A 22054-nucleotide genomic window follows, 5' to 3' on the forward strand; every position below is an offset into this window, starting at 1 on the left:
AGTGCGGCTCAGCATGTATGTCTGCATCTGCAACGGATTGACGGAACGGCGTGTGCGCGAGGCTGCGGCCGGTGCGCGAAGTGTCTCGGGCGTCTACCGCGCCCTGGGGACCCGGCCGCAATGCGGCAAATGCGTCGACTGCGTCCGGGCCATGCTGCCCGGCTGCGGCAGCACCGGTGCCGAGGCGGCAAATGCGGCGGTTCCGGCGTCGATCCGCGCCTGACAATCACTCTCAGGCTTCGATCGCGCAGTTGCGACGCAAACTCAAGAAAAGCTCGAAGCTGCGACGCAAACTCAAGTAATTCCACGATTTTTTGAAGAATTCCAGCCTGTCCGCACTGGCCGCGGGACAGAGTTGTGGCTATAGTCTCGTTCAAAGCCGGCGCCTTCCCCTGCAGCCGGCATCGGGTCACGAGAACGAGGACGAGACGGCCATGAAGGGCGATCCGAAGATCATCAAGCACCTCAACACGGTGCTGAAGAACGAACTCACCGCCATCAACCAGTATTTCCTTCACGCCCGGATGCTGAAGGACTGGGGCTATCGCAAGCTCGGTCACGTGGAATACCACGAGTCGATCGACGAGATGAAGCACGCCGATAAGGTGATTGAGCGGATCCTGTTCCTGGAAGGTCTGCCCAACCTTCAGGATCTGGGCAAGCTGCACATCGGCGAGACCGTGCCCGAAATGCTCCAGGCCGATCTGGATCTGGAGATGAAGGCCGTCGGCGACCTGCGCGTCGCCATCGCCGATTGCGAGACCAAGGCCGATTTCGTCACGCGCGATCTGCTGCGCGAGATTCTGAAGAGCGAGGAAGAGCATATCGACTGGCTGGAGACCCAGCTGGGCCTGGTCGATCAGCTCGGCCTGCAGAACTATCTCCAGACCGCGGCCGGCGAGATCGAGGAGCCCTGATCCGGGCCGCGCCGACAGCGTTGATCAACGGAAGGGCCGGCAGTTTTCACTGCCGGCCCTTCTGCTTGAAGCCTTGCCGGTAATCCCGCCGGTTCATCCCTGCGGATCCACCCACCGGCCCTCGTTGACCATCGCGATGGCACGGTCGGTCTCGGCCTCGATCTCACGCAGGCGTGCGGCGCGGCGGTTCAGGTCGTCTGCGATCCCGCCCAGCCGCTCGACATGCCGGGCCAGCTGGCCGCGCTGATCGTCGAGGCGCCGGTGCTGATGATCCAGCGCCCCCCGCGCGGCGGCAAGATCGGCACCGGCGGCATCGATCGCCTCCAGCGCCCGCGACAGCCGGTCGACCGCACGCTGCCGGCGATCGAAAGCAACCACCACCGGTGCAGCCCCACGCACCGCATCCTTCGGCGGCATCGGCACGCGCTCACCGCGATGCCGGCCGAGTTCAACGATCTTCGCGCCATCCTCGGTCATGTGGGGCCTCCCATTCCGGTGGATCTGCCGGCCCCGGATATGGAAGGGCCCATTCCTATAAAAATGGGGCGACGGTTGTATGAGGGAAAGGCATGATTGACGGGAAAGATGCGAGGGGATATCCGCGCCCGACGACATACCCCCCCGCACCCATCGGCCATCAGGCGCTGCGCAGACGATCCAGGAAGCCGCTCATCGACCCGTCGAGATTGCGGGAGGCCGCGCCCAGCGCATCGGCGGCATGCCGCACCTGATCCGCCCCTTCCGACGTGCGGCGGCTGGCATCGGCGACATCGGCGATCGATGTCGACACCTCGCGGGACCCGGCACTCAGCTCGGCCACGCTGCGGGCGATCTCCTGGGTGGAACTGCCCTGCTGCTCGACGGCGGCCGCGATGGCACTCGCAATCTCGTTCAGCCGCAGGATCGTGTCACGCACGTCGCGGATCGCCTGGACCGCCTCTCCGGTGCGGTTCTGGATCGCTTCCACCCGCTGGCTGATCCGACCGGTCGCCTTGGCGGTTTCGGCCGCCAGGGTCTTCACCTCGCCCGCCACCACCGCAAAGCCCTTGCCGGCCTCGCCGGCACGCGCCGCCTCGATGGTCGCGTTCAGGGCCAGCAGATTGGTCTGGCCGGCGATCTCGCCGATCAGCCGCACCACCTCGCTGATCTCCTCGCTGGCCTTGCCCAGCTCCTCGACCGTGGTGTCGGTACGCTCGACCTGGGCGACCGCACCCCGGGCGATGGTCGATGCCTCCTGGACCTGATTGCCGATCTCGGCAACCGCACCCGAGAGCTGGCGGGTGGCATCGGAGACCGTCTCGGCGTTGCGTTCCGCCTCTTCACTGGCCGCCGCGACGGTCTGGGCACGCTCGTCGCCCCGGGCCGCAGCTGCGGTCAGCTCCGACGAACTGGCACCCAGCGCCGAAACCGCCTCTGCCAGCTGGTCGACCACGCCCTTGACCTCGGCCTCGAAAGTGGCGGCCAGATCGAGCATTTCCCTGCGCCGGATTTCCCGCTGCCGCTCTTCCTCTGCCGCCGCGCGGGCCTTGGCCGCCTCGACCTCGGCGGTGGTGTCGCGGAAGACCTGCAGGGCCTCGGTCATCCGGCCGATCTCGTCGCCGCCCGCCGGCGGCAGTTCCACCGTCAGGTCGCCGGCCGCGACCGAACGCATCGCCCGCTCCAGACGCCGCAAGCGGCCGATGACCCGCCGGCCGACATAGCCGAGCGCGATCAGCAGCGAGACCGCGACGCTCGCACCGGCAAGCGCGAGCAAAACCGTCCGGCTGCGGGCCAGGTCTTCGGTCGTGCGGCTGCGCACCTCGGCGATGGCGCCCGAGGTCTGGAAGACCAGCCCGTCGACATCTTCCGCCAGCAGCTGGCCGGCCTCGCGGGCGGCCTGCAGACGCTGGTCGACCTGGGTCAGCGCCGTGATTTCCGCCACGCGCATCTCGAAGACATTGTTTTTGTCGCCGGGCGTCGCCGCCTGGGAGAAGCGTGTCACCGCCTCGAGCAGGGGGCCCTTGTTCACCCGCTCGTCCAGGGCCTTGGTGTCGCGATCGAGCGCATAGGCGGCCGCCTGAAGCCGCTGACGCAGCCGTTCCAGATGTGTGGCGTTGGTGATGGTCGCGGTCTCGGCAACGATGCCCTGGGCGGCCGCGATGTCACCGCGCAGCTGGATGCTGAGCTGAAGGGCCGGCAGCTGCCGGCTGGTCAGATCATAGACCGCCTCCTGCAGCATGCCGAACTCGAACATGCCGGCGGTCGCCTCCGCCTTGTTGCGGAAGTCCTGGGAGATCCGCTGCGCCCCCGGAGAGATGGCCGCCAGATAGGTGTCGCGTGCACCGGCCAGGTCGCGGATGGCGGCTTCACGCCGGGCGGTCAGCGCATAGCGCTCTTCAACCGCCTTGAGCAGTTCATCGAGCCGGGCGATCAGGGCGTCGACATCCTCGCCGACCATGCCGACCAGGCCGGCATCCAGCCCGGCCGATTGCAGGGCGGCAAGATCGCCGCGCATGCCGCCGATCGCGGAGGTGATCGCCTGGCGTTCCTTGTCGAGCGCCTCGGCCGAGCCGGCACTGGCGACAGCCGGGGCCGAGGCCGCCAGCACCTCCGCCTGCCGGGCAAGACGCAGTGCCGCGGTCAGCGGCCGCACGCCCTGTTCCTGCACCTCCTCGAAGCCACGCTCCACCCGACCGTAAGAGATCCAGGCGACACCGCTCGCCACGACGGCCAGGATCGACACCACCGCAAAGGCCAGGAACAGCTTCGGCCCAAGCCCGATCCGGCCCAGCCGCCCGGGGCGCCGGACGTCCCGGCCGCGGGGCCCCTCGGCCCGGCGGCGCCGGAAACGTCGGCGACGGCCGGTTTCCGGTGCCGGCGTGGTCGTGACATCGGCTCCCGCACCGGTGGCCTGCTGGTCATGCTCGCTCATGTCGTCCCAACCTCCCCTGATCGTTCTTCTTTGTCGTTTCCGCGTCCTGCCCGCGGCATGCGACGGTCGGAGCCCCCCCGGCCCGGCCGTCGCATGGACCTTCATGACAACATCATTAAGGGATGAAACTTATCGGTCCGTTAACGCCAGACGATGATCAGCCGTCGCCGAGGCCGGCCACAGCAGAGAAAAGCGCGGCGCGCAAGCGGCCGGCATCGCCCTCGACCATCCAGATCACCCGCGATCCGGCCCCGACCTCGTCCCCGGCATCGAAAGAGGCGAGCGTCTGCCCCCGCGCCGGCCCGTGGAGGACGACCCGCAATCGCCCCGATACCGCCCTAACGGCCCCCGGCGCCAGCAGATCGGCGATGACGCAAGGATCGTGCAGAGGCGCCTCGTCGGCGGGCGCGCCGCCCATCCCGGGCAGCGGCGCCACCCGGTGCCGGTCGAGATAGGCCCCCAGCATGCCGGCGACGGCCCGCCCCGCCCGGCTGTCGAGGGCGGCATATCGGGCGATCTCGGCACGATCGGCGGTGACGGTATGGGTGAGCGTCAGCCCGTAAACGTAGAACGGCACGCCGTCGGCACCGGCCGCATCCAGGGTGGCCGCCACCCGTTCCAGCGCCTCGGGATCGACATAGGCGTTGAATTCGGCCGCAGGGGTGATGTTGCCGCGCCCGGCACTGCCGATCATGGCGCGCACCTCCAGCAGCCCGTCTGCGATGTCGGGCGCCATGATCAGCGCCGTCGCCAGATTTGTCAGCGGCCCCAGCGTCACCAGCCGGACCCGGCGGCCCTCTGCCGCCGCCCGCCGCAGCCGGTCGATCAGAAAGGTCACCGCATGGACCGGTTCCACCTCTCCCTGCGGCTCGGGCAGGCCGGCGCCGTCCAGACCGTCGGCACCGTGGACGTCGGCGGCGTCGGTCAGGGCGCCGATCATCGGCCCGGGGCAGCCGGCATAGACCGGAAGCGCTGCGGCATCCAGCCCGGCCGCCTCGCGGATCCGCAGCGCATTGCGCCGGGTGTGACGGAGCGCGACATTGCCCGCGACCACCGTCACCGCCTCGAGGCCGCTGAGGTGCCGGGCACCGATCGCCGCGAACAGGGCATGGGCGTCGTCAACGCCCGGGTCGCAGTCGATGATGGTGGGCGGCACGGCGACAGCGGTCATGGGCACGGCTTTCAAATGGCGTTCGGGGCCGACAGAGTGACATGTCCGATACCCGGGGGGGAAGAGGTCCGATACACGATATGGACGCCACGCGATATGGACGCGGCGGTTTCAACAGGTCAGGATGGTGAAAACACCCCGGGCCCGCCGGCTGATGCGGGGCACATCCCGGACCAGAAGGATGCGGAGTTCCCACCCCCATGACCGCCACCGTCACCGACCCGGCCCGTGCGCCGGGCGGCAGCCGCCGCGCCATTGCACTGCTGTCCCTGTCGCAGGGCTTCTACACCATCATGACCATGCTGCTGGTGACGGTATCGGCCCTCGCCGGCCATATGCTGGCCGAAGACAAGAGCCTGGCCACCCTGCCCTTCGCGCTGACCTTCATCGCCAATACCGCCACCACCATCCCGGCCTCGATGCTGATGGCGCGGCAGGGCCGGCGGGCGGGCTTTGCGCTCGGCGCCTGTCTCGGCATCGCCGGGGCGCTGCTCGCGGCCGTCGCCATCGCCATGGCGAGCTTCCTGCTGCTCTGTGCCGCCATGGTTCTGGTCGGCATGTCGAACGGCTTCAGCGTCTTCCTGCGCCATGCGGCGGGCGAGGCCGCGCCACGCGGCGGCGAGGCGCGGGCGATCGCCTTCGTCATCTCGGGCGGGCTGCTCGCCGCCCTGGTCGGCCCCACGCTGGCCGGCGCATCACGCGACGCGATATCGCCCTATCCCTTCCTCGGCACCTATCTGGTGATCGCCGGTGCCGCGGTTCTGATGCTGATTGCCGCCCTGGCCCTGGACCTGCGCAAGCCGGCCGGCACGGTCAAATCGCTCTCGGGCGGGCTGGGCGCCGCCTTCCGGCGGCCGCGTTTCGTGATCGCGATCCTGGCCGGCATCACCGCCTATACGGTGATGAACCTGCTGATGACCGCAACACCGCTGGCGATGGTCGCCTGCGGGCTGGATTTCACCTCCACCGCCCAGGTCATCCAATGGCATGTGCTCGGCATGTTCGCCCCGGCGCTGATCGTCGGCCGGCTGATCGAACGTTTCGGCCTGATGCCGATGATGCTGGCCGGCTGCCTGCTGATGGCGATGGCGATCGGCGTCGGCGCCTCAGGGATCAGCGTCTGGCATTTCAGGATCAGCCTCACCCTGCTCGGCCTCGGCTGGTCGGCCCTGTTCGTCGGTGCCACCACCCTGGTATCGCTGTCGCTGCTGCCGGCCGAACGGGGCCCGGGTCAGGCTGCCAATGATTTCCTGGTCTTCGGGCTGGTGGCGCTCTCGGCCTTTTTCTCGGGCCAGCTCATCGAGCGCTTCGACTGGGCCACGCTCACCCTCTCGGCCCTGCCGCCGGTGGCGCTGACGGCCTGTGCCCTGGCCTGGCTCTGGGCCATGGAAGGCACTCGCCCGCGCGCCATAGGCGTCTGATCGTCATGCGCCACAACGCCCGGATGAACCATCCGGGCGTTTTTCTTTTCCATAAAGAAATCATCAGTAGAATTTTGGATTGAAAAAGAAGCATCTCCGTGGAATCTTCTGCTGGCGAAAAGGCAGGGGGCAGTTCCATCCGCCGCGCGGCCACGCCACCGGTCCGCGCCGCACGGAGACCACTGATGACCGCGACACCGGAGACATCCCGGATCGTGGAGCTGGCCGCCGGTGACGGTATTGCCGTTGCACCGGCCCGTTGGAGCTTTGCCGGCGATGTCGCCGGCAAGTTCGACGGCCATGTCTCCCGATCCGTGCCGCTTTACGACAGCGGCCATGATCTGACGGCCAGGCTTTCGGACTATTTCGTCCGGGCGGGGTCCACCGTCTACGAGATCGGCACCTCCACCGGCACCCTGCTGCGCCGGCTGGCGGCACGCCATGGCGACCTCGCCGACACCCGCTTCATCGGGCTGGACGTGGAACCCGACATGATCGCCCATGCCCGGCAGGTCCATGCCGACATGCCGAACATGTTCTTCCAGACCGCCCGGGCGGAGCGCTTCGCCTTCGAACGCTCGGACCTGATCACCGCCCATTACACGGTGCAGTTCATCCCGCCCAAACATCGGCAGGCGCTGTTCGACCGGATCTGGGACGCCCTCGACTGGGGCGGCGCCTTCATCCTGTTCGAGAAGGTGCGGGCCAACGACGCCCGTTTCCAGGATGCCTTCACCACGCTCTACAACGAATTCAAGCTCGCCAACGGTTACGACCATCACGAGGTCCTGGCCAAAAGCCTGAGCCTGAAGGGCAAGATGGAGCCCTTCACCTCCGAGGCGAATGTCGACTTCATGCGCCGGGCCGGGTTCACCGACATCATCACGGTCCAGAAATATCTCTGCTTCGAAGGGTGGCTCGCGATCAAATGACCGACATGTCCCTGCCCCTGACCCGTTTCGCGGTGCGCGGTACCAGCTTCGCCCTCCACGATCCGGGCGACACCGTGGCGCGCGAAACCTTCTCGGCCATCGGCTATGAACCCGCCGTGGTCGATCTGCTCGACCGGATCGCGGACAGGCTGCCGGCCGCCACCTTCTGCGATGTCGGCGCGCTGCACGGCTATTACCCCTGCCTCGTCGCCGCCCGCTATCCAGGCTGGCGGGTGGAGGCTTTCGAGCCCAACCCGCAGGCTTTCGAGGTGCTGGCCGGAAACATCCGCCGCGCCGGAGATGTCCATGCCACCAGGGAACCCGGCCGCGCCCATTGTCTGGCGCTCAACGACACCGGCGACAGCCTGCATTTCCGTGGCCGGACCATCGTCGCCCCCGACACGCCGGACGCGATCATCGTGCCCGGCCGGCGCTTCGACGATCTGGCCTGCGACCTGCCCGCCGGACCGCTGGTGGTGAAGATCGACGTGCACGGTGCCGAGGGGGTGGTTCTGGCCGGCATGACCGCCTGCCTGGCCGGCAGCCTGCCCGGCATCGACCTTCGGGCCGTGCTGATCGAGGTGCATGCCCATCATCTGCTGGTCGGCGGCCACGACTATGAAGGCATGCTGGGGCGGCTGGAAGGCGCCGGGCTCGAGGTGTTCGAGATCCGCGACTTCCGCGATACCGATACCGCACTGCCGGTGCCGCTGACCGGGGAAACCCGGCGGCGCTTCGTCGATCCCGCGCTCTGGACCCAGGCGCAGATCGATCGCGAACGGCTGATCCTGGCCACCCGTCCCGGGACCTTCCGACCTTGACCGCACAGCTGTTCGGATCGGTGATGCTGCTGGCGGTGGTGCATCTCGCCGCCATGCTCTCCCCCGGGCCGACCGCGCTGATCGTGCTGCGGCACGGCGCCGAACCCCGCATGGGGCCGATGGCGCCGCTGGTCTCGGGCATCGTCGGGGCGACGGTCACCAATGTCGCGCTGATGATGGCGGGGGTGGCGGCGGTGATCGCCGCCTCCCCCGCCCTCGGCCTGGCCCTGGCGTTGGGCGGCGCCGCCTATCTGGTCTGGCTCGGCATCCGCAATCTGATGGCCGCGGTCACCAAGATGCGCCACCGCCGCGCGGCACGCGCTGCGGCAGCCCCGGTCCCGCCCCCGCCGCAGCGTCGCTCGCCGGCGGCGCTGTTTCGCGACGGCTATCTGGTCAACCTGCTCAACCCCAAGATCGCGATCTTCTATGTCAGCATCTTCTCGCAGGTCGCCACCCCCGATCTGCCGCGTGCAGCCCTTGCGGTCTTCGGCGGCCAGCTGATCCTGCAATCGGCCCTGTTCTGGTCGTGTTTCGCGATCCTCGCCCGATCGGGCGTGATCGCCCGGGCGGTCGATGCCTCCAATGGCTGGGTCGATTTCGTCTTCGGCGGCGCGCTGATCGGCTTTGCCACCACACTTGCATGGAGTGCCCTGTGACCGCCCCCTCCCCCGCCAATCAGCCCTCTTTGACCAGTGTCGACTGGAGCAGCATCCCGGCCCCCGTCGATGACGGTGCCGCCGCACATCTGACCGGTGCCCGTCTGCCGGATCTGGCCCTGCCCTCGACCGCGGGCGGCACCGTCCGTCTGGCCGATCTCGCCGGCTGGAGCGTGCTCTATTTCTATCCGATGACCGGCCGGCCGGATCAGCCCCTGCCCGAGGGCTGGGACATGATCCCTGGTGCCCGCGGCTGCACGCCGCAGTCCTGCGCCTTCCGCGACCATGCCGCCGAGCTGGCCGAGGCCGGGGTCTCCGCGCTCTATGGCATCTCCACCCAGGACACCGCCTGGCAGCGCGAGGCGGCAGAGCGGCTGCACCTGCCCTTCCCGCTGCTGTCGGACGCAGATCTGCAGGTGACCCGGGCGCTGAACCTGCCGGTGATGGAGGTGGGCGGGCACCGGCTGATCCGCCGGCTGACCCTGATCACCCGCGATGCTGTGGTGCAGCAGGTGTTCTATCCGGTCTTCCCGCCCGACCGGAATGCGGGCGATGTGCTGGACTGGCTGCGCCGGCGCTGACGGCCAGCCCCACACCCTTCAGCCCCACACCTGTCAACCCCTGACCGGCGGCCGGAGCGTGCGAACCGCACCGGCCGCCAGGAAGCACAGGATACCGGCGGCGAAGAAGGCCGGCAGATAGGTGCCGAGTTCGCTCCGCGACAGCCCGGCGCCGAAGGCCGCGGTGGCGGCGCCGATCTGGTGGCCGGCGAAGATCCAGCCGAAGACCATCGGCGCCCGCTCCCGGCCGAAGCGGTCGGCGGTGAGTTTGATGGTCGGCGGCACCGTCGCCACCCAGTCGAGACCATAGAACATCGCGAACAGCGACAGGCCGTAGAGGGTGAAATCCGAATAGGGCAGGAAGACCAGCGACAGCCCGCGCAGGCCATAATACCAGAACAACAGCTTGCGGTTGTCGTAGCGATCCGACAGCCAGCCGGACAGCACCGTGCCGATGAAATCGAAGATGCCCATCAGGGCCAGCAACCCGGCGGCCCTGACCTCGGCCACGCCGAAATCGACACAGAGCGGTACCAGATGGGTCTGAACCAGGCCATTGGTGCTGGCGCCGCAGATGAAGAAGGTCAGGAACAGCACCCAGAAGACCCTGGTCCGTGCCGCATCCTTAAGCGCGCCGATGGCCGCCAGGGCGACCGAGGCGCCAGCCGGGCCTGCCGGCGGCGGCATCACCTCGGTCTCGCCATAGGCCGGCAGGCCCAGATCGGACGGGCGGTCGCGGAGCAGGATCAGGGCCAGGATCGCCGCCAGCGCCATCAATCCGCAGAGCAGCATCACCGCGGGGCGCCAGCCCATGCCGTCGGCGATCCAGGCGATCAGCGGCATGAACACCAGCTGGCCGGTGGCGGTGGAGGCGGTCAGCAGGCCGATCACCAGGCCGCGCCGCTTCACGAACCAGCGGGTCGCGACCGTCGCCCCCAGCACCATGGCGATCATGCCGGTGCCGATGCCGACAACCACGCCCCAGAGCAGGATCAACTGCCAGAGTTCGGTCATCGCCAGCGAGAGCGCCAGCCCGCCGCCCACGGTGGACAGCGACGCCAGCACCATGCGCCGGACGCCGAAGCGGTTGATCAGCGCGGCTGCAAACGGCCCCATCAGGCCGAACAGCAGCAGGCGGATCGCCATGGCGCCGGAAATCTCGGATGTCTGCCAGCCGAAATCCCGCTGCAACGGCAACAGCAGCACGCCGGGCGCGCCCACCGCCCCTGCCGCCACCAGCATGGTGAGAAAGGTCGTGCCCGCGACCACCCAGCCGTAATGGATCCGCCGGCGGGCAAGGGCCGCCGCGATCACCGTCGATGCCATTCGTCCGCTCCTGCCCAGGCCCGGCAGCCGTCGGCTGCCCTGCCGTCCACCGCCGCATTGCCGCCCAACGGCGTTCGGTTTATGATGACGGCCATCATGTTTTATTGATGATGAACGTCATACCCGCCGTCAAGAGCAGATCGATGCATGCGCGACCGATCGACGTGCGGAAGAAAGGGGGCCAAAGCGGTGAAGGTGACCAGGGAACAGGCGGCCGCCAACCGGGCCGCCATCGTGAAGGCGGCCGGTCGGCTGTTTCGCGAGCGCGGCTTCGATGGTGTCGGCGTGGCCGAGATCATGAAGGCCGCCGGGCTCACCCATGGCGGCTTCTACGGCCATTTCGCATCCAAGGACGCACTTGCCGCCGAAGCCTGCGGCAAGGCCTTCGGCGACACGATCGAGCGGCTGGAGGCGGGGCGCGACCAGGCGGGCCGCGATCTCGGCCGCTTTGTCGAGACCTATCTGTCCGACACCCATCGCAGCCGTCGCGACATCGGCTGCCCGATCGCGGCATTGGCGACCGACGTGCCGCGGCAGGAGCCCGGCGTACAGACGAGCTATGCCGAGGGTGTCGACCGTTTCATCGACACCCTGGCGGCGCGCTTCCCGGCACTGGCCGGAACCGAGAGCGATCGCAACCGGGCGATCCTGGTGATGTCGGCCCTGGTCGGCGGTCTGGCACTTGCCCGCGCCACCGAGGCCAGTGACCGCGCCCTCTCGGACGAGATCCTGGCCGCAGTGCGCGACGAGATCACGAAGCTTCCCCGGACCTGACCGTCGTCACCGGCCGGAGGGCACGTGATCCTCGATTCCGATCCGCCCCAGATCGAAGGGGGTGGTCTGGTAAATCTCGTTGATCCAGTTGCCGATCAGCAGATGGGCATGGCCGCGCCAGAGATTGTGAGGCAGACGGCCGGGATCGTCGCCGGGGAAATAGCCGACCGGCAGGGTCACCGGCACCTCGGCCGCGACGTCCCGGTGATATTCTTCCGCCAGCGAGACCGTGTCGTATTCCAGATGGTTGAACATGTGCAGCGCCCGGTGGGCCGGGTCGTCGAGCAGACAGAGACCGGTCTGATCGCTTTCGGCCAACACGGTCATGCCGCTCGAAGCGGGCACATCCTCGGCCCGCACCTCGGTCCAGCGCGAGACCGGCGTGGTGAAGATGTCCGGAAAGCCGCGCAGCCAGGGCGAGGCCGGCGCCAGCACCCGGTGGGCATAAAGCCCGAAGGCCTTGGCGGGCAGGTCGTATTTGGCCATGCCGTGGAAGTGATGCACCGCCGCCTGCGCGCCCCAGCAGATCGTCAGGTTGCGATGAACATTGGTCTGGGTCCAGTCGAGGATCCGGCGCAGCTCGTCCCAGTAGGTGACCTCTTCGAAGCGCAGCCGCTCCACCGGCGCACCGGTAATCACGAACCCGTCGAAGCGTTCGGTCGCAACCTCGGCCCAGGGCCGGTAGAAGGCCGACATATGGTCGGTGGCGGTGTGGCGCGAGACATGATCGGTGATCTTGACCAGGGTCAGCTCCACCTGCAGCGGCGTGGAGCCGAGCAGCCGGGCGAACTGGGTCTCGGTCCGGATCTTGTTGGGCATGAGGTTGAGCAGACCGATGCGCAGCGGGCGGATGTCCTGGCGGACCGCGTCGGTCTCGCCCATCACCATCACCCCTTCCGCTTCCAATGTGCGGCGGGCGGGCAAATCGTCAGGAATCTTGATCGGCATCGGCGCGTCCCCACTCGGCATGTCAGGGGCGGACGCGGTGGCGTGATCCGTTTGATTGCCGGCTCGGCCACATCTTCCCGATCACAGGGATCACCGGGAGTGCCACCTTGCCCGGATGCGGCAGGTTGGCGTTGGGCGTCGCCCCAACTCTTGATGTGGCGCGGATCATAAGGCCATCGCACCCGCTCCGCAATGGCCGCCATGCGCGCCGCTGCGAAGCGGGTGGGACTGCCCGTCGCTTCAGTCGCCGCCATCGGCGATGGTGGTCATCAGCCGGGTGTCGCCGCCGGCCGCGGCGGTGTTGACCGACAGCACGCGCTCGACCGCAAACCGATGCAGATAGCGCGGTCCCCCGGCCTTGGGGCCGGTGCCCGACAGCCCCTCGCCGCCGAAGGGCTGGGTGCCGACCACCGCCCCGATCATGCTGCGGTTGACGTAGAGATTGCCCACCCGGGCCAGCTCCGCCACCCGGCGCACCGTCCGGTCGATGCGGCTGTGCACGCCCATGGTCAGCCCATAGCCATAGGCATTGATCCGCTGCACCACGGCTTCCAGATCACGCGCCTCGTAGCGCCAGATATGGAGCACCGGCCCGAAGACCTCGCGGGTCAGGCGGTCGGGGCTGTCGATCCGCCAGGCGGTCGGGGCGAGGAAGGTCCCGGCTTCGGCCCTGGCCGGCAGCGGTGCCTCGGCGATCTTCGTCTGGCCGGCCGCCTTCAGCGCCGCCAGATGGGCCTTCAGCCCGTCCAGCGCCTCGGCATCGATCACCGGCCCGACATCGGTCGCAAGCCGCATCGGGTCGCCCACCTCCATCACCGCCATGGCGCCGGCGAGCATGGTCTCGATCCGGTCGGCGACATCCTTCTGCACACACAGCAGGCGCAGCGCCGAACAGCGCTGGCCGGCAGAGCCGAAGGCCGAGGTCAGCACATCCGCCACCACCTGTTCGGGCAGCGCCGAACTGTCGACGATCATGGCGTTGAGCCCGCCGGTCTCGGCGATCAGCGGCACGATCGGCCCGTCACGCCCCGCAAGGCCGCGGTTGATCAGCTTTGCGGTCTCGGTCGAGCCGGTGAAGGCGATGCCGGCGATCCGGTCGTCGGCGACCAGCTTGGCCCCCACCCGGGCGCCGTCGCCGGGCAGCAGCGCGATGGCGCCGGCCGGCACGCCGGCCGCCAGCATGTGACGCACCGCCCAGGCGGCGATCAGGGGCGTCTGCTCGGCAGGCTTGGCCAGCACCGCATTGCCGGCGGCCAGCGCCGCCGAGACCTGGCCCGTGAAGATCGCGAGCGGGAAGTTCCAGGGCGAGATGCAGGCAAAGACGCCGCGCCCCGCAAGCCGGATCTCGTTGCTCTCGCCCACCGGTCCGGGCAGGGTGACGGGGCCGGCGAAATCGGCGCGCGCCCGGGCGGCGTAGTAGCGCAGAAAATCGATCGCCTCGCGGATCTCGGCCAGGGCGTCGGGCCAGGTCTTGCCGGCCTCGCGGATCAGGATCGCGAAGGCGCGGTGGCGGTCTTCCCAATAGCGGTCGGCGATCGCCTCCAGCACGGTGGCGCGGGCGGGCCCGCCCAGCGCATCCCAGCGGCCCCAGGCAGCGCGGGCAGCCGTGATCGCCGCCTCGACCGCGGCATCGTCGGCCTCGGCCACGCGCCCCACCACCACCGACCGGTCGGCGGGGCTGCGGATCTCCGCAAAGGCGCCGCCACGATCCCGGCCTTCGACGATCGCCGAGGCCTCGGCGGGCGTGGCGGCGGCAGCGGCGACGGCGGCGTCCAGCTCCAGCACCACCAGCGGATCGGCCAGATCCAGCCCCTGGCTGTTCGGCCGTTCGGGGGCGTAGATCGCGCCCGGCAGCGGGATCGACGGGTTGGGCCGCGAGGCCCGGCCGGCAAGCTTCGCCACCGGATCAGCGACCAGATCGCCGATCGCGACACTCTCATCGGCCAGGCGATGCACGAACGAGGTATTGGCCCCGTTCTCGAGCAGGCGCCGGACCAGATAGGGCAGAAGATCCTCATGTGCGCCGACCGGCGCATAGATCCGGCAGCTGACGCCGCCCTTCGACGGCGCATCGCCCAGCGCCGCCTCGTAAAGCGGCTCGCCCATGCCGTGCAGGCGCTGATATTCGAAGCGGCGGTCATTGCCGGCCATCACGTCGATCGCCGCCACGGTATGGGCGTTATGCGTGGCGAACATCGGATAGAGCCGGTCGCGGGCCGCCAGCATGCGGCGGGCGCAGGCCAGATAGGAAACGTCGGTCGCCTCCTTGCGGGTGAAGACCGGGAAGGAGCTGAGGCCGCGTTCCTGCGCCCGCTTGATCTCGGTGTCCCAATAGGCGCCCTTGACCAGGCGGGTGGGGATGATGCGGCCGGTGCGGCCGGCCAGGTCCACCACATGATCGATCACCGCATGGGCGCGCTTCTGATAGGCCTGGACCGCCAGCCCCAGACCGTTCCAACCGGCAAGCGCCGGGTCGGCCGCGGCAGCTTCCAGCAGGTCGAGCGAGATGTCGAGCCGGTCGGCCTCTTCGGCATCGATGGTGAGCCCGATGCCCACCGCCTTCGCCTCGCGGGCCAGTTCGGCCAGCCGGCCGCCCAGCGCCTTCAGCATCCGGCCATCCTTGGCCGCCTCGTAGCGCGGATGCAGCGCCGACAGCTTCACCGACACGCTGGGACGGGTGATCTCGTCCAGCTCCCGCGGGGCCGCCTTGCCGACCGCGCGGATCGCCGCCAGATAGGCCTCGTGATAGCGGGTGGCATCGGCCTCGGTGCGGGCGGCCTCGCCCAGCATGTCGAAAGAGTGGCGCCAGCCCTTCGCCCAGCCGGTGCGGGCGCGATCCAGCGCTTCCTGAATGTTTCGCCCCTGGACGAACTGCTTGCCCATCATGCGCATCGCGGCATGCAGGGCCTGGCGGATCACCGGCGCGCCCGACCGCGACACAAGCCGGCCGATGGCCGAAGAGGCACCGCCGGCCACGTCCTCGGGCGCCAGCCGGATCACCCGGCCGGTCAGCATCAACCCCCAGGTTGATGCATTCACGAACAGGCTGTCGGCGCGGCCCAGATGCGCATCCCAATCGGCCTCGCCCAACTTGTCGCGGATCAGCCGGTCGGCGGTCGCGGCATCGGGCACGCGCAGCAGGCTTTCGGCCAGGCACATCAGCACCACACCTTCGCGGGTGCCGAGCCCGTATTCCTTGAGGAAGGCCTCGACGCCGCGCGCCGGCTCGTCTCCGGCGCGGACCTTGGCGACCAGCGCCTCGGCGCGGCTGCGCACGGTCGCGGCCATGCCATCGGGCAGGCGGGCATCCTCGATCAGCCGGGCGGTGATCTCGGCCTCGGGGGCGAGGTTCAGCTCCGCGATCCGGCGGCGGCCGGCATCGGTGGTGAGAGCGAAGGGACGAGCGTCGGTATCGCGGATCATGATGTGTCGTCTCCGGAGGGGCGGCACGCGGTTGGGCGCCAGAGCCAGACCGGAAGAGATCGGGCGGATGGGGCGCAATCTCCGGAGATTACCCGTGAGCAGGCAGAATGTGCGGCTGTTCTGGCGGTTGCGGCGTTATATTCTTTGCCTGAACCCCGATCCGGCAGCATGAGATCCGCCAATGACCGATGACGCCACACAACGCCCGCTCGACCGCATCGACCGGCGCATCCTGACCGAGCTTCAGAGCGACGGCCGGCTGACCAATGTCGAGCTGTCGCGCCGGGTGCATCTCTCCCCCACACCCTGTCTCGAACGGGTCCGGCGGCTGGAGCGCGCGGGCTATATCCGCGGCTATCGCGCCGAACTCGACCCGGCCATGCTGGATCGCGCCCTGCTGGTCTATATCGAGGTCAGCCTGGACCGCACCGACGAGACGGTGTTCGAAGCCTTCAAGGCGGCGATCCGCCAGCAGCCGGATGTGCTGGAATGCCATATGGTCGCCGGTGGTTTCGACTATCTGGTCAAGGCGCGGCTGGCCGATATGGCGGCCTATCGCCGCTTCCTGGGCGACTGCCTGGTCAGCCTGCCGGGGGTGCGCACCACCCATACCTATGTGGTGATGGAAGAGGTGAAGACCGACGCGCGGTTGCCGGTGGATTGATCCCCGACCGCGAGATGTGACGTCTGTTATCACGCGCCGGAAACGGCCTGTTCACGAGAGCGGCCACTTCCGCACCGCAACAGGCCGCCCCATCTGGACGGATGCATGCCCGCGGCATCTGACGGGCCCACCCCGGCGCCTCGGCCGGCGGCCGGCCCGCCGCTCCGCATTTTTTCGTCCGAGGATACCTGACCCGATGACCGACCAGATTTCCGATGCCCGCCTGTTCCTGCCGGTGACGCTGGGCTCGCTGACGCTCGCCAATCGCATCGCCATGGCGCCGCTGACCCGCTCGCGCGCCGGCGCCGACGGCGTGCCCTCGCCGCTTGCCGCCACCTATTACGCCCAGCGCGCCGCGGCCGGCCTGCTGATCACCGAGGCGACCAATATCAGCGCCGAAGGCCGCGGCTATGCCTGGACCCCGGGCATCTTCACGCCCGCGCAGGTGGCCGGCTGGAAGGCGATCACCCAGGCCGTCCACGCCCAGGGTGGCCGGATCTTCATGCAGCTCTGGCATACCGGCCGGATCTCGCATCCCAGCCTGCAGCCGGGCGGCGTGCCGCCGGTGGCGCCCTCGGCCATCCGCCCGGAAGGCCAGGCCTTCACCGAAGCGGGCTTCGTGCCCTTCGAAACCCCGCGCGCCCTTTCCGCCGACGAGATGCCGCGGCTGATCGAGGATTATCGCAAGGCGGCGGAGAATGCCAAAGCCGCCGGGCTCGACGGCGTCGAGATCCACGGCGCCAACGGCTATCTGCTGGAACAGTTCCTGCGGGACGCCACCAACACCCGCACCGACGACTGGGGCGGCAGCATCGAGAACCGCGCCCGGCTGCTGCTGGCGGCGACCGATGCCGCGATCTCGGTGTTCGGCGCCGACCGGGTGGGCGTGCGGCTCTCGCCGGTGACCCCGGCCAATGATGCCGGCCAGGATTCCGACCCGGCCGCGCTTTATGGCCATGTCGCCACGGAACTCGGCCGGCGTGGCATCGCCTTCATCCATGTGATCGAAGGCGCGACCGGCGGCCCGCGCGACAATCAGCCCTTCGACTATGCCGCCCTGCGCAAGGCCTTCGGTCGCCATGGCTGGATCGTGAACAACGGCTATGACCGCGCGGCCGCGATCGCCGCGATCGACGAAGGCCGGGCCGATATGGTCGCCTTCGGCCGGCCGTTCATCTCCAACCCCGATCTGGTCGACCGGCTGCGCCGAAACGCGCCGCTGGCACCGCTCGATCGCGACACGCTCTATGGCGGCGGTGCCAGGGGCTATGTCGACTATCCGACCCTTGATGGCCGGGTCGCCGCCGCGTGACCTGAGGGACCGTCTCCGACGCCCCCTCCGGCGGGCCGGGTTCCGCCTGCAATTGCAGGCAGGGCCCGGCCCGTTCGCGTGTTGATGGCCGCCGGACGTCCCCCTTGATGGACGCGGGATTCCGCCCGGTGGACGGCAGTGGAAATCTGCCGGGGCCACGGCTTGCGGGAATTGTGCGGCCGCCCCGGGGCTGGCATGCTGCCCGGCGCGCCGGCCCCCGCAGTGACGACCCCCATGCTCACGACCCGCATCGTAACGAGCCGCATCGTTACGACCCGGGGGCCCGGATGGCGCAACGACCACCAGGGAGGCAAGGAACCCATGAGCGGCACGAACGAGATCAAGCGGAGCTGGCAGCACTATATCGACGGCCGCTTCGTCGACAGCCTGGACGGCACCCGCATCCCGGTGGTCAACCCGGCGACCGGAGAGGTCATCGCCGACATCGCCTGCGCCAAAGCCGCCGATGTCGACATGGCGGTGGCCGCCGCGCGCAAGGCCTTCAACGCCCGCCTGCTGCAGAACATGAAGCCGGTGGAACGGTCGCGGATGATGCACCGCATCGCCCGGATCCTGCTGGAGCGGACCGAGGAGATCGCGCTGGTCGAAACTCTCGACAACGGCAAGCGTATCTCGGCTGCACGTGGCGACGTCGCCGCGGCCGCGCGCTATTTCGAGTATTACGCCGGCATGGCCGACAAGCTGGAAGGCAAGTCGATCCCGCTCGGCCCCGACTATATCGACTACACCGTGCATGCGCCCTTCGGCGTGTCGGCCCAGATCGTGCCCTGGAATTTCCCGCTCCAGATCGGTGCCCGCTCCATCGCCTGTGCGCTCGCCACCTGCAACACCGTGGTGATGAAGACCCCGGAGCTTTCGGCCCTGTCGCTGGCAGCACTCGCCCAGGCGGTCCACGATGCCGGCGTGCCGGCCGGTGTCGTCAACATCCTGACCGGCTTCGGCCACGAGGCGGGTGCCGCCCTCGCCGGCCATGGCGATATCGACCATCTGGTCTTCACCGGCTCGGTCCAGACCGGCAGCCGGATCCTCCATGCCCTGGCCGACCGGGTCGTGCCGGCGGTGATGGAGCTGGGCGGCAAGTCGGCCGGCGTGGTGTTCAGGGATGCCGATATCGATCAGGTCATCACCTCGACCCGCGGCGGCATCTTCACCAATGCCGGCCAGGTCTGCTCGGCCTCGTCCAGGCTGGTGGTGGAACGGCCGGTCTATGACCAGGTGGTGGAGCGCATGGCCGCCGCCGCCTCGGCGCTGAAGATCGGCCCGGGCATCGAGGATGCCGAGCTGACCCCGGTGATCTCGGACGGCCAGCTCGACAAGATCGAGGCCATGTGCCTGCGCGCCGTTCAGGCCGGCGCCACCGCCGCCGCCGGCGGCCGCCGGGTCGACCGGCCGGGCTATTTCATGGCGCCGACCGTCATCGCCGGCACCACCCCCTCCTCCGAAATCGCCCAGAACGAAGTCTTCGGCCCGGTGTTGACCATCCTGCCCTTCGATGATGCCGAAGAAGCACTCGCCATCGCGAACGGCACCGATTACGGTCTCTGTGCGGGTGTCTACACCCGCGATCTGGCCCGGGCGCATCTGGTGGCGGACCGCCTGATCGCCGGCCAGGTCTTCGTGAACGAGTGGTTCGCCGGCGGCATCGAAACGCCGTTCGGCGGCATGAAGCGGTCGGGCTATGGCCGGGAGAAGGGCGTCGAAGCCCTGCTCGGCTATGTCCAGACCAAAAACGTCGCGATCCGGCTGACCGCCGGCGCGACCGGCCGTCCGGGCGCCTGACAGGGTCCGGGCGTCCTCCCCACGACCGAAGGAGCAAGCTGAGCCATGTCGGGCAAGATCGAGGCGCGTCTCGCAGAACTGGGCATCACCCTGCCGGTGCCCGCCGTCCCCGTCGCGAATTACGTGCCTTATGCCGTGACCGGCAATCTGGTCTACACCTCCGGCCAGGTCCCGGTCGCCGATGGTGCGGTCGTCTGGAAGGGCAAGGTCGGTGGCGAGCGCTCGATCGAAGACGGCGCCGCCGCGGCCCGGCTTTGCGCGCTCAACTGCATCGCACAGCTCAAGGCCGCCTGCGGCGGTGATCTCGACCGCGTGAAGCGGATCGTGAAAGTGGTGATCTTCGTGTCCTCCGCCGCCGGCTTCAACGGCCAGCCGCAGGTGGGCAACGGTGCCTCGGACGTGCTGGTCGACATCTTCGGCGATGCCGGCAAGCATGCCCGATCGGCGGTGGGGGTGAACGAACTGCCCCTGGATGTGACGACGGAAGTCGAGATCGTCGCCGAGATCGCCTGATCCGGATCCGAACCGCCGCAGCCCCCCGGGCTGCGGCGGTTTCGCTTGTGCCCCCCGCTGCAGGATCCCCGCCCATGACCGGAACCGACGCCTCCGCGACGACGCCGCCCTCGGGCGGCGAGGCCATCATCCGCACCCTGATCGCCCATGGCATCGACACCGCCTTCTGCGTGCCGGGCGAAAGCTACCTGGCCGTGCTGGAGGCGCTGCGCGTCCATGCCGACCGCATCCGCCTGCTGGTCCATCGCCACGAGACCGGCGCCGCCTGCGCCGCCGAAGCCTGGGCGCGCGCCCGCCGCCTGCCCGGCATCGCCATGGTCACCCGCGGCCCCGGCGCATCGAACGCCGCCCATGGCGTGCATGTCGCCGCCCAGGATTCCACGCCGCTGGTGCTGATGGTCGGCCAGGTCGCGACCCGCGAGCATGGGCTGGAGGCGTTTCAGGAAGTGGATTACGGCGCCATGTTCGGCCATGCGGTCAAGGCGGTGATCGAACCGCGCACCGCCGCCGATTGTGCCGGGGCCACCGCCCGCGCCCTGCGCATCGCCATGGCCGGCCGTCCCGGCCCGGTGATCCTGGTCCTGCCCGAGGACGTGACCGAAGGCGAGATCGCGGCGGATGCCCTGCCCGATATCGCCGGCGGCGTGCGCGCCAATGGTCCCGATCTCGGCCGGTTGCGGGCCGCGGCCGGCCTGCCCGGTGCCGCCCAGACCATCGCCGCCGCCGAGGCACTGGCCGCAGCCGCCCGCCCGATCGTGATCGCGGGCGAGATTGCGGCCTTCGACCGCGCCCATGCCGCCCTCGACCGGCTGGCCCGGGTCAGCGGCTGCGGCCTCGCCACCGCCTTCCGCCGCCAGGATCTGGTGCCAGCCGACCATCCGGCCTGGTTCGGCCATCTGGGGCTGGGCCGCAGCCCGGCACAGAAGCGTGCCTTTGCCGAGGCCGATCTGATCCTGGTCGCCGGCAGCCGGCTCGACGACGTGACCAGCGAGGGCTGGACGCTTCCCGCCCCGCATCAGACGGTCATCCATCTCTACCCCGATGCCGGGGAAATCGCCCGCGCCGCCGGCCGCAGCGCCCGCCTGCCGGACCATATGCTGGTGGCGGATGTGGCAGCCGGGCTCGACGCGCTCGCCGACCGGCTGGCAGAGCATCAACCGCCGGCCGACCGGATCAACTGGCGCGATGCGATCCACAAGGGCGTCGCCGATTTCGCCGCCCGGCCGGTCACGCCGGTGCTGGGTGCGGTCGACATGGCCGCGGTGGTGACGATGGCCGCAGAGATTGCCGGCCCCGAGGCCGCGGTCGCGATCGATGCCGGCAATTTCGCCGGCTTCGTGCACCGCTACTGGCCGTTCCGGCGGCCCGACACGCAATTCGCCACCCAGGCCGGCGCCATGGGCTATGGCCTGCCGGCGGGGCTTGGGGCCGCCACGGCCGATCCCGATCGCCCGGTGGTGGTCTTCGCCGGCGATGGCGGCTTTCTGATGACCGGTCAGGAACTGGCGACCGCCGTGCTCGAAGGCCTGCCGGTCAAGGTGGTGGTGGTCGATAACGGCGTCTACGGCACCATCCTGATGCACCAGACCCGGCGCATCGGTCGCGATCGCGGCCATGGGATCGCCCTGTCACGGCCCGATTTCGCCCTGCTCGCCCGGGCCTATGGCGCCGCCGGGTTCACGGTGGAGCGGACGGAGGATTTCGCCGAGGCCTTCCGCGCGGCCATGGCCCATGACGGCCCGGCGCTGGTGCATGTGAAAACCGACCCCAGGGACATCTCGGCCTACGGACCGCTCTGATCGCCCCCACCAAAAGGTGATGAGAACGGCTCGCATGAACACAGGGTTGCGCGGGGCGCCGTTGCCGGCTATCTGAGAAGACCGCCGCGTGCCGGCGCCCCCCAAC

Annotated in this window: 19 protein-coding genes and 1 riboswitch; of the genes, 13 read left to right on the forward strand and 6 right to left on the reverse strand. The window is 69.2% G+C overall.

Features of this window, described 5'->3' with window-relative positions:
- The first annotated feature begins 13 nt into the window (after positions 1–13).
- Together WI697_RS12005 and bfr are read left to right on the forward strand one after the other, a co-directional pair.
- Positions 14–223 carry a (2Fe-2S)-binding protein gene (locus WI697_RS12005; RefSeq protein ID WP_345958622.1) on the forward strand — a complete coding sequence of 70 codons (210 nt, stop codon included), beginning with the start codon at positions 14–16 and terminating at the stop codon, positions 221–223.
- A gap of 211 nt (positions 224–434) precedes the next feature.
- The gene (gene bfr / locus WI697_RS12010; RefSeq protein WP_062770376.1) at positions 435–917 is read left to right on the forward strand and encodes a bacterioferritin; all 483 of its coding nucleotides are present in this window, start codon (positions 435–437) and stop codon (positions 915–917) included.
- A gap of 93 nt (positions 918–1010) precedes the next feature.
- On the opposite strand, the gene WI697_RS12015 is transcribed toward bfr, so the two are convergent.
- From WI697_RS12015 to WI697_RS12025, 3 genes are all read right to left on the reverse strand, one after another.
- Positions 1011–1394, reverse strand: a complete 384-nt coding sequence (locus WI697_RS12015; protein ID WP_062770373.1) for a hypothetical protein — start codon at positions 1392–1394, stop codon at positions 1011–1013.
- A gap of 160 nt (positions 1395–1554) precedes the next feature.
- The gene (locus WI697_RS12020; RefSeq protein WP_345958623.1) at positions 1555–3828 is read right to left on the reverse strand and encodes a methyl-accepting chemotaxis protein; all 2274 of its coding nucleotides are present in this window, start codon (positions 3826–3828) and stop codon (positions 1555–1557) included.
- 157 nt (positions 3829–3985) lie between these two features.
- Positions 3986–4999: a nucleoside hydrolase gene (locus WI697_RS12025; protein WP_345958624.1), complete on the reverse strand. Its 1014-nt coding sequence runs from the start codon at positions 4997–4999 to the stop codon at positions 3986–3988.
- Positions 5000–5199: 200 nt separating this feature from the next.
- Here WI697_RS12025 and WI697_RS12030 point away from each other — a divergent pair, with 200 nt between their 5' ends.
- From WI697_RS12030 to WI697_RS12050, 5 genes are all read left to right on the forward strand, one after another.
- Positions 5200–6420, forward strand: a complete 1221-nt coding sequence (locus tag WI697_RS12030; RefSeq protein ID WP_062770364.1) for an MFS transporter — start codon at positions 5200–5202, stop codon at positions 6418–6420.
- Positions 6421–6605: 185 nt separating this feature from the next.
- Positions 6606–7352 (forward strand): methyltransferase domain-containing protein, encoded by a 747-nt coding sequence (locus tag WI697_RS12035; protein WP_345958625.1) that lies wholly within the window; start codon positions 6606–6608, stop codon positions 7350–7352.
- On the forward strand, positions 7349–8173 hold the full coding sequence (locus WI697_RS12040; RefSeq protein ID WP_345958626.1) for an FkbM family methyltransferase: 825 nt from the start codon (positions 7349–7351) through the stop codon (positions 8171–8173). Before WI697_RS12035 ends, WI697_RS12040 begins: the two co-directional genes overlap by 4 nt.
- Positions 8170–8829 (forward strand): LysE family translocator, encoded by a 660-nt coding sequence (locus WI697_RS12045; RefSeq protein ID WP_345958627.1) that lies wholly within the window; start codon positions 8170–8172, stop codon positions 8827–8829. Before WI697_RS12040 ends, WI697_RS12045 begins: the two co-directional genes overlap by 4 nt.
- Entirely contained in the window at positions 8826–9410 is a 585-nt protein-coding gene (locus WI697_RS12050) for a peroxiredoxin (RefSeq protein WP_345958628.1), read from the forward strand. Before WI697_RS12045 ends, WI697_RS12050 begins: the two co-directional genes overlap by 4 nt.
- Positions 9411–9443: 33 nt before the next feature.
- Here WI697_RS12050 and WI697_RS12055 read toward each other — a convergent pair whose 3' ends face one another.
- Positions 9444–10715 carry an MFS transporter gene (locus tag WI697_RS12055; protein WP_296707909.1) on the reverse strand — a complete coding sequence of 424 codons (1272 nt, stop codon included), beginning with the start codon at positions 10713–10715 and terminating at the stop codon, positions 9444–9446.
- Positions 10716–10904: 189 nt separating this feature from the next.
- Here WI697_RS12055 and WI697_RS12060 point away from each other — a divergent pair, with 189 nt between their 5' ends.
- Positions 10905–11489 (forward strand): TetR/AcrR family transcriptional regulator, encoded by a 585-nt coding sequence (locus tag WI697_RS12060; protein WP_345958629.1) that lies wholly within the window; start codon positions 10905–10907, stop codon positions 11487–11489.
- A gap of 6 nt (positions 11490–11495) precedes the next feature.
- On the opposite strand, the gene WI697_RS12065 is transcribed toward WI697_RS12060, so the two are convergent.
- Complete coding sequence (locus tag WI697_RS12065; RefSeq protein WP_062770343.1) at positions 11496–12437, reverse strand: homoserine O-succinyltransferase; 942 nt, start codon at positions 12435–12437, stop codon at positions 11496–11498.
- A gap of 41 nt (positions 12438–12478) precedes the next feature.
- A riboswitch (SAM-I-IV-variant riboswitch) is annotated at positions 12479–12599 on the reverse strand.
- 78 nt (positions 12600–12677) lie between these two features.
- Complete coding sequence (putA, locus tag WI697_RS12070) at positions 12678–15860, reverse strand: bifunctional proline dehydrogenase/L-glutamate gamma-semialdehyde dehydrogenase PutA (RefSeq protein WP_345958630.1); 3183 nt, start codon at positions 15858–15860, stop codon at positions 12678–12680.
- Positions 15861–16041: 181 nt separating this feature from the next.
- On the opposite strand from putA, the gene WI697_RS12075 reads away from it, so the two are divergent.
- The 5 genes from WI697_RS12075 (at position 16042) to WI697_RS12095 (ending at position 21948) form a co-directional block, all read left to right on the forward strand.
- Entirely contained in the window at positions 16042–16524 is a 483-nt protein-coding gene (locus tag WI697_RS12075; RefSeq protein WP_062770337.1) for an Lrp/AsnC ligand binding domain-containing protein, read from the forward strand.
- A 196-nt stretch (positions 16525–16720) separates the two neighbouring features.
- Positions 16721–17836, forward strand: a complete 1116-nt coding sequence (locus WI697_RS12080) for an alkene reductase (protein ID WP_082828905.1) — start codon at positions 16721–16723, stop codon at positions 17834–17836.
- Between the two features lie 321 nt (positions 17837–18157).
- On the forward strand, positions 18158–19636 hold the full coding sequence (locus WI697_RS12085; RefSeq protein WP_345958631.1) for an aldehyde dehydrogenase family protein: 1479 nt from the start codon (positions 18158–18160) through the stop codon (positions 19634–19636).
- Positions 19637–19681: 45 nt separating this feature from the next.
- On the forward strand, positions 19682–20149 hold the full coding sequence (locus WI697_RS12090; protein ID WP_298644224.1) for a RidA family protein: 468 nt from the start codon (positions 19682–19684) through the stop codon (positions 20147–20149).
- A 74-nt stretch (positions 20150–20223) separates the two neighbouring features.
- Positions 20224–21948: a thiamine pyrophosphate-dependent enzyme gene (locus WI697_RS12095; RefSeq protein WP_345958632.1), complete on the forward strand. Its 1725-nt coding sequence runs from the start codon at positions 20224–20226 to the stop codon at positions 21946–21948.
- The last annotated feature ends 106 nt before the right edge of the window (positions 21949–22054 follow it).

Origin of the sequence: Tistrella mobilis (assembly GCF_039634785.1) — a bacterium.
Classification (GTDB): Bacteria; Pseudomonadota; Alphaproteobacteria; order Tistrellales; family Tistrellaceae; genus Tistrella; species Tistrella mobilis.

Coding starts and splice junctions, on each gene's coding strand:
- WI697_RS12085 (WP_345958631.1), top strand. CDS start 18,158: ATGAGCGGCACGAACGAGATCAAGCGGAGCTGGCAGCACTATATCGAC.
- WI697_RS12040 (WP_345958626.1), top strand. CDS start 7,349: ATGACCGACATGTCCCTGCCCCTGACCCGTTTCGCGGTGCGCGGTACC.
- WI697_RS12065 (WP_062770343.1), bottom strand. CDS start 12,437: ATGCCGATCAAGATTCCTGACGATTTGCCCGCCCGCCGCACATTGGAA.
- putA (WP_345958630.1), bottom strand. CDS start 15,860: ATGATCCGCGATACCGACGCTCGTCCCTTCGCTCTCACCACCGATGCC.
- WI697_RS12095 (WP_345958632.1), top strand. CDS start 20,224: ATGACCGGAACCGACGCCTCCGCGACGACGCCGCCCTCGGGCGGCGAG.
- WI697_RS12015 (WP_062770373.1), bottom strand. CDS start 1,394: ATGACCGAGGATGGCGCGAAGATCGTTGAACTCGGCCGGCATCGCGGT.
- WI697_RS12090 (WP_298644224.1), top strand. CDS start 19,682: ATGTCGGGCAAGATCGAGGCGCGTCTCGCAGAACTGGGCATCACCCTG.
- WI697_RS12055 (WP_296707909.1), bottom strand. CDS start 10,715: ATGGCATCGACGGTGATCGCGGCGGCCCTTGCCCGCCGGCGGATCCAT.
- WI697_RS12080 (WP_082828905.1), top strand. CDS start 16,721: ATGACCGACCAGATTTCCGATGCCCGCCTGTTCCTGCCGGTGACGCTG.
- WI697_RS12020 (WP_345958623.1), bottom strand. CDS start 3,828: ATGAGCGAGCATGACCAGCAGGCCACCGGTGCGGGAGCCGATGTCACG.
- WI697_RS12075 (WP_062770337.1), top strand. CDS start 16,042: ATGACCGATGACGCCACACAACGCCCGCTCGACCGCATCGACCGGCGC.
- WI697_RS12025 (WP_345958624.1), bottom strand. CDS start 4,999: ATGACCGCTGTCGCCGTGCCGCCCACCATCATCGACTGCGACCCGGGC.
- WI697_RS12035 (WP_345958625.1), top strand. CDS start 6,606: ATGACCGCGACACCGGAGACATCCCGGATCGTGGAGCTGGCCGCCGGT.
- WI697_RS12005 (WP_345958622.1), top strand. CDS start 14: ATGTATGTCTGCATCTGCAACGGATTGACGGAACGGCGTGTGCGCGAG.
- WI697_RS12030 (WP_062770364.1), top strand. CDS start 5,200: ATGACCGCCACCGTCACCGACCCGGCCCGTGCGCCGGGCGGCAGCCGC.
- bfr (WP_062770376.1), top strand. CDS start 435: ATGAAGGGCGATCCGAAGATCATCAAGCACCTCAACACGGTGCTGAAG.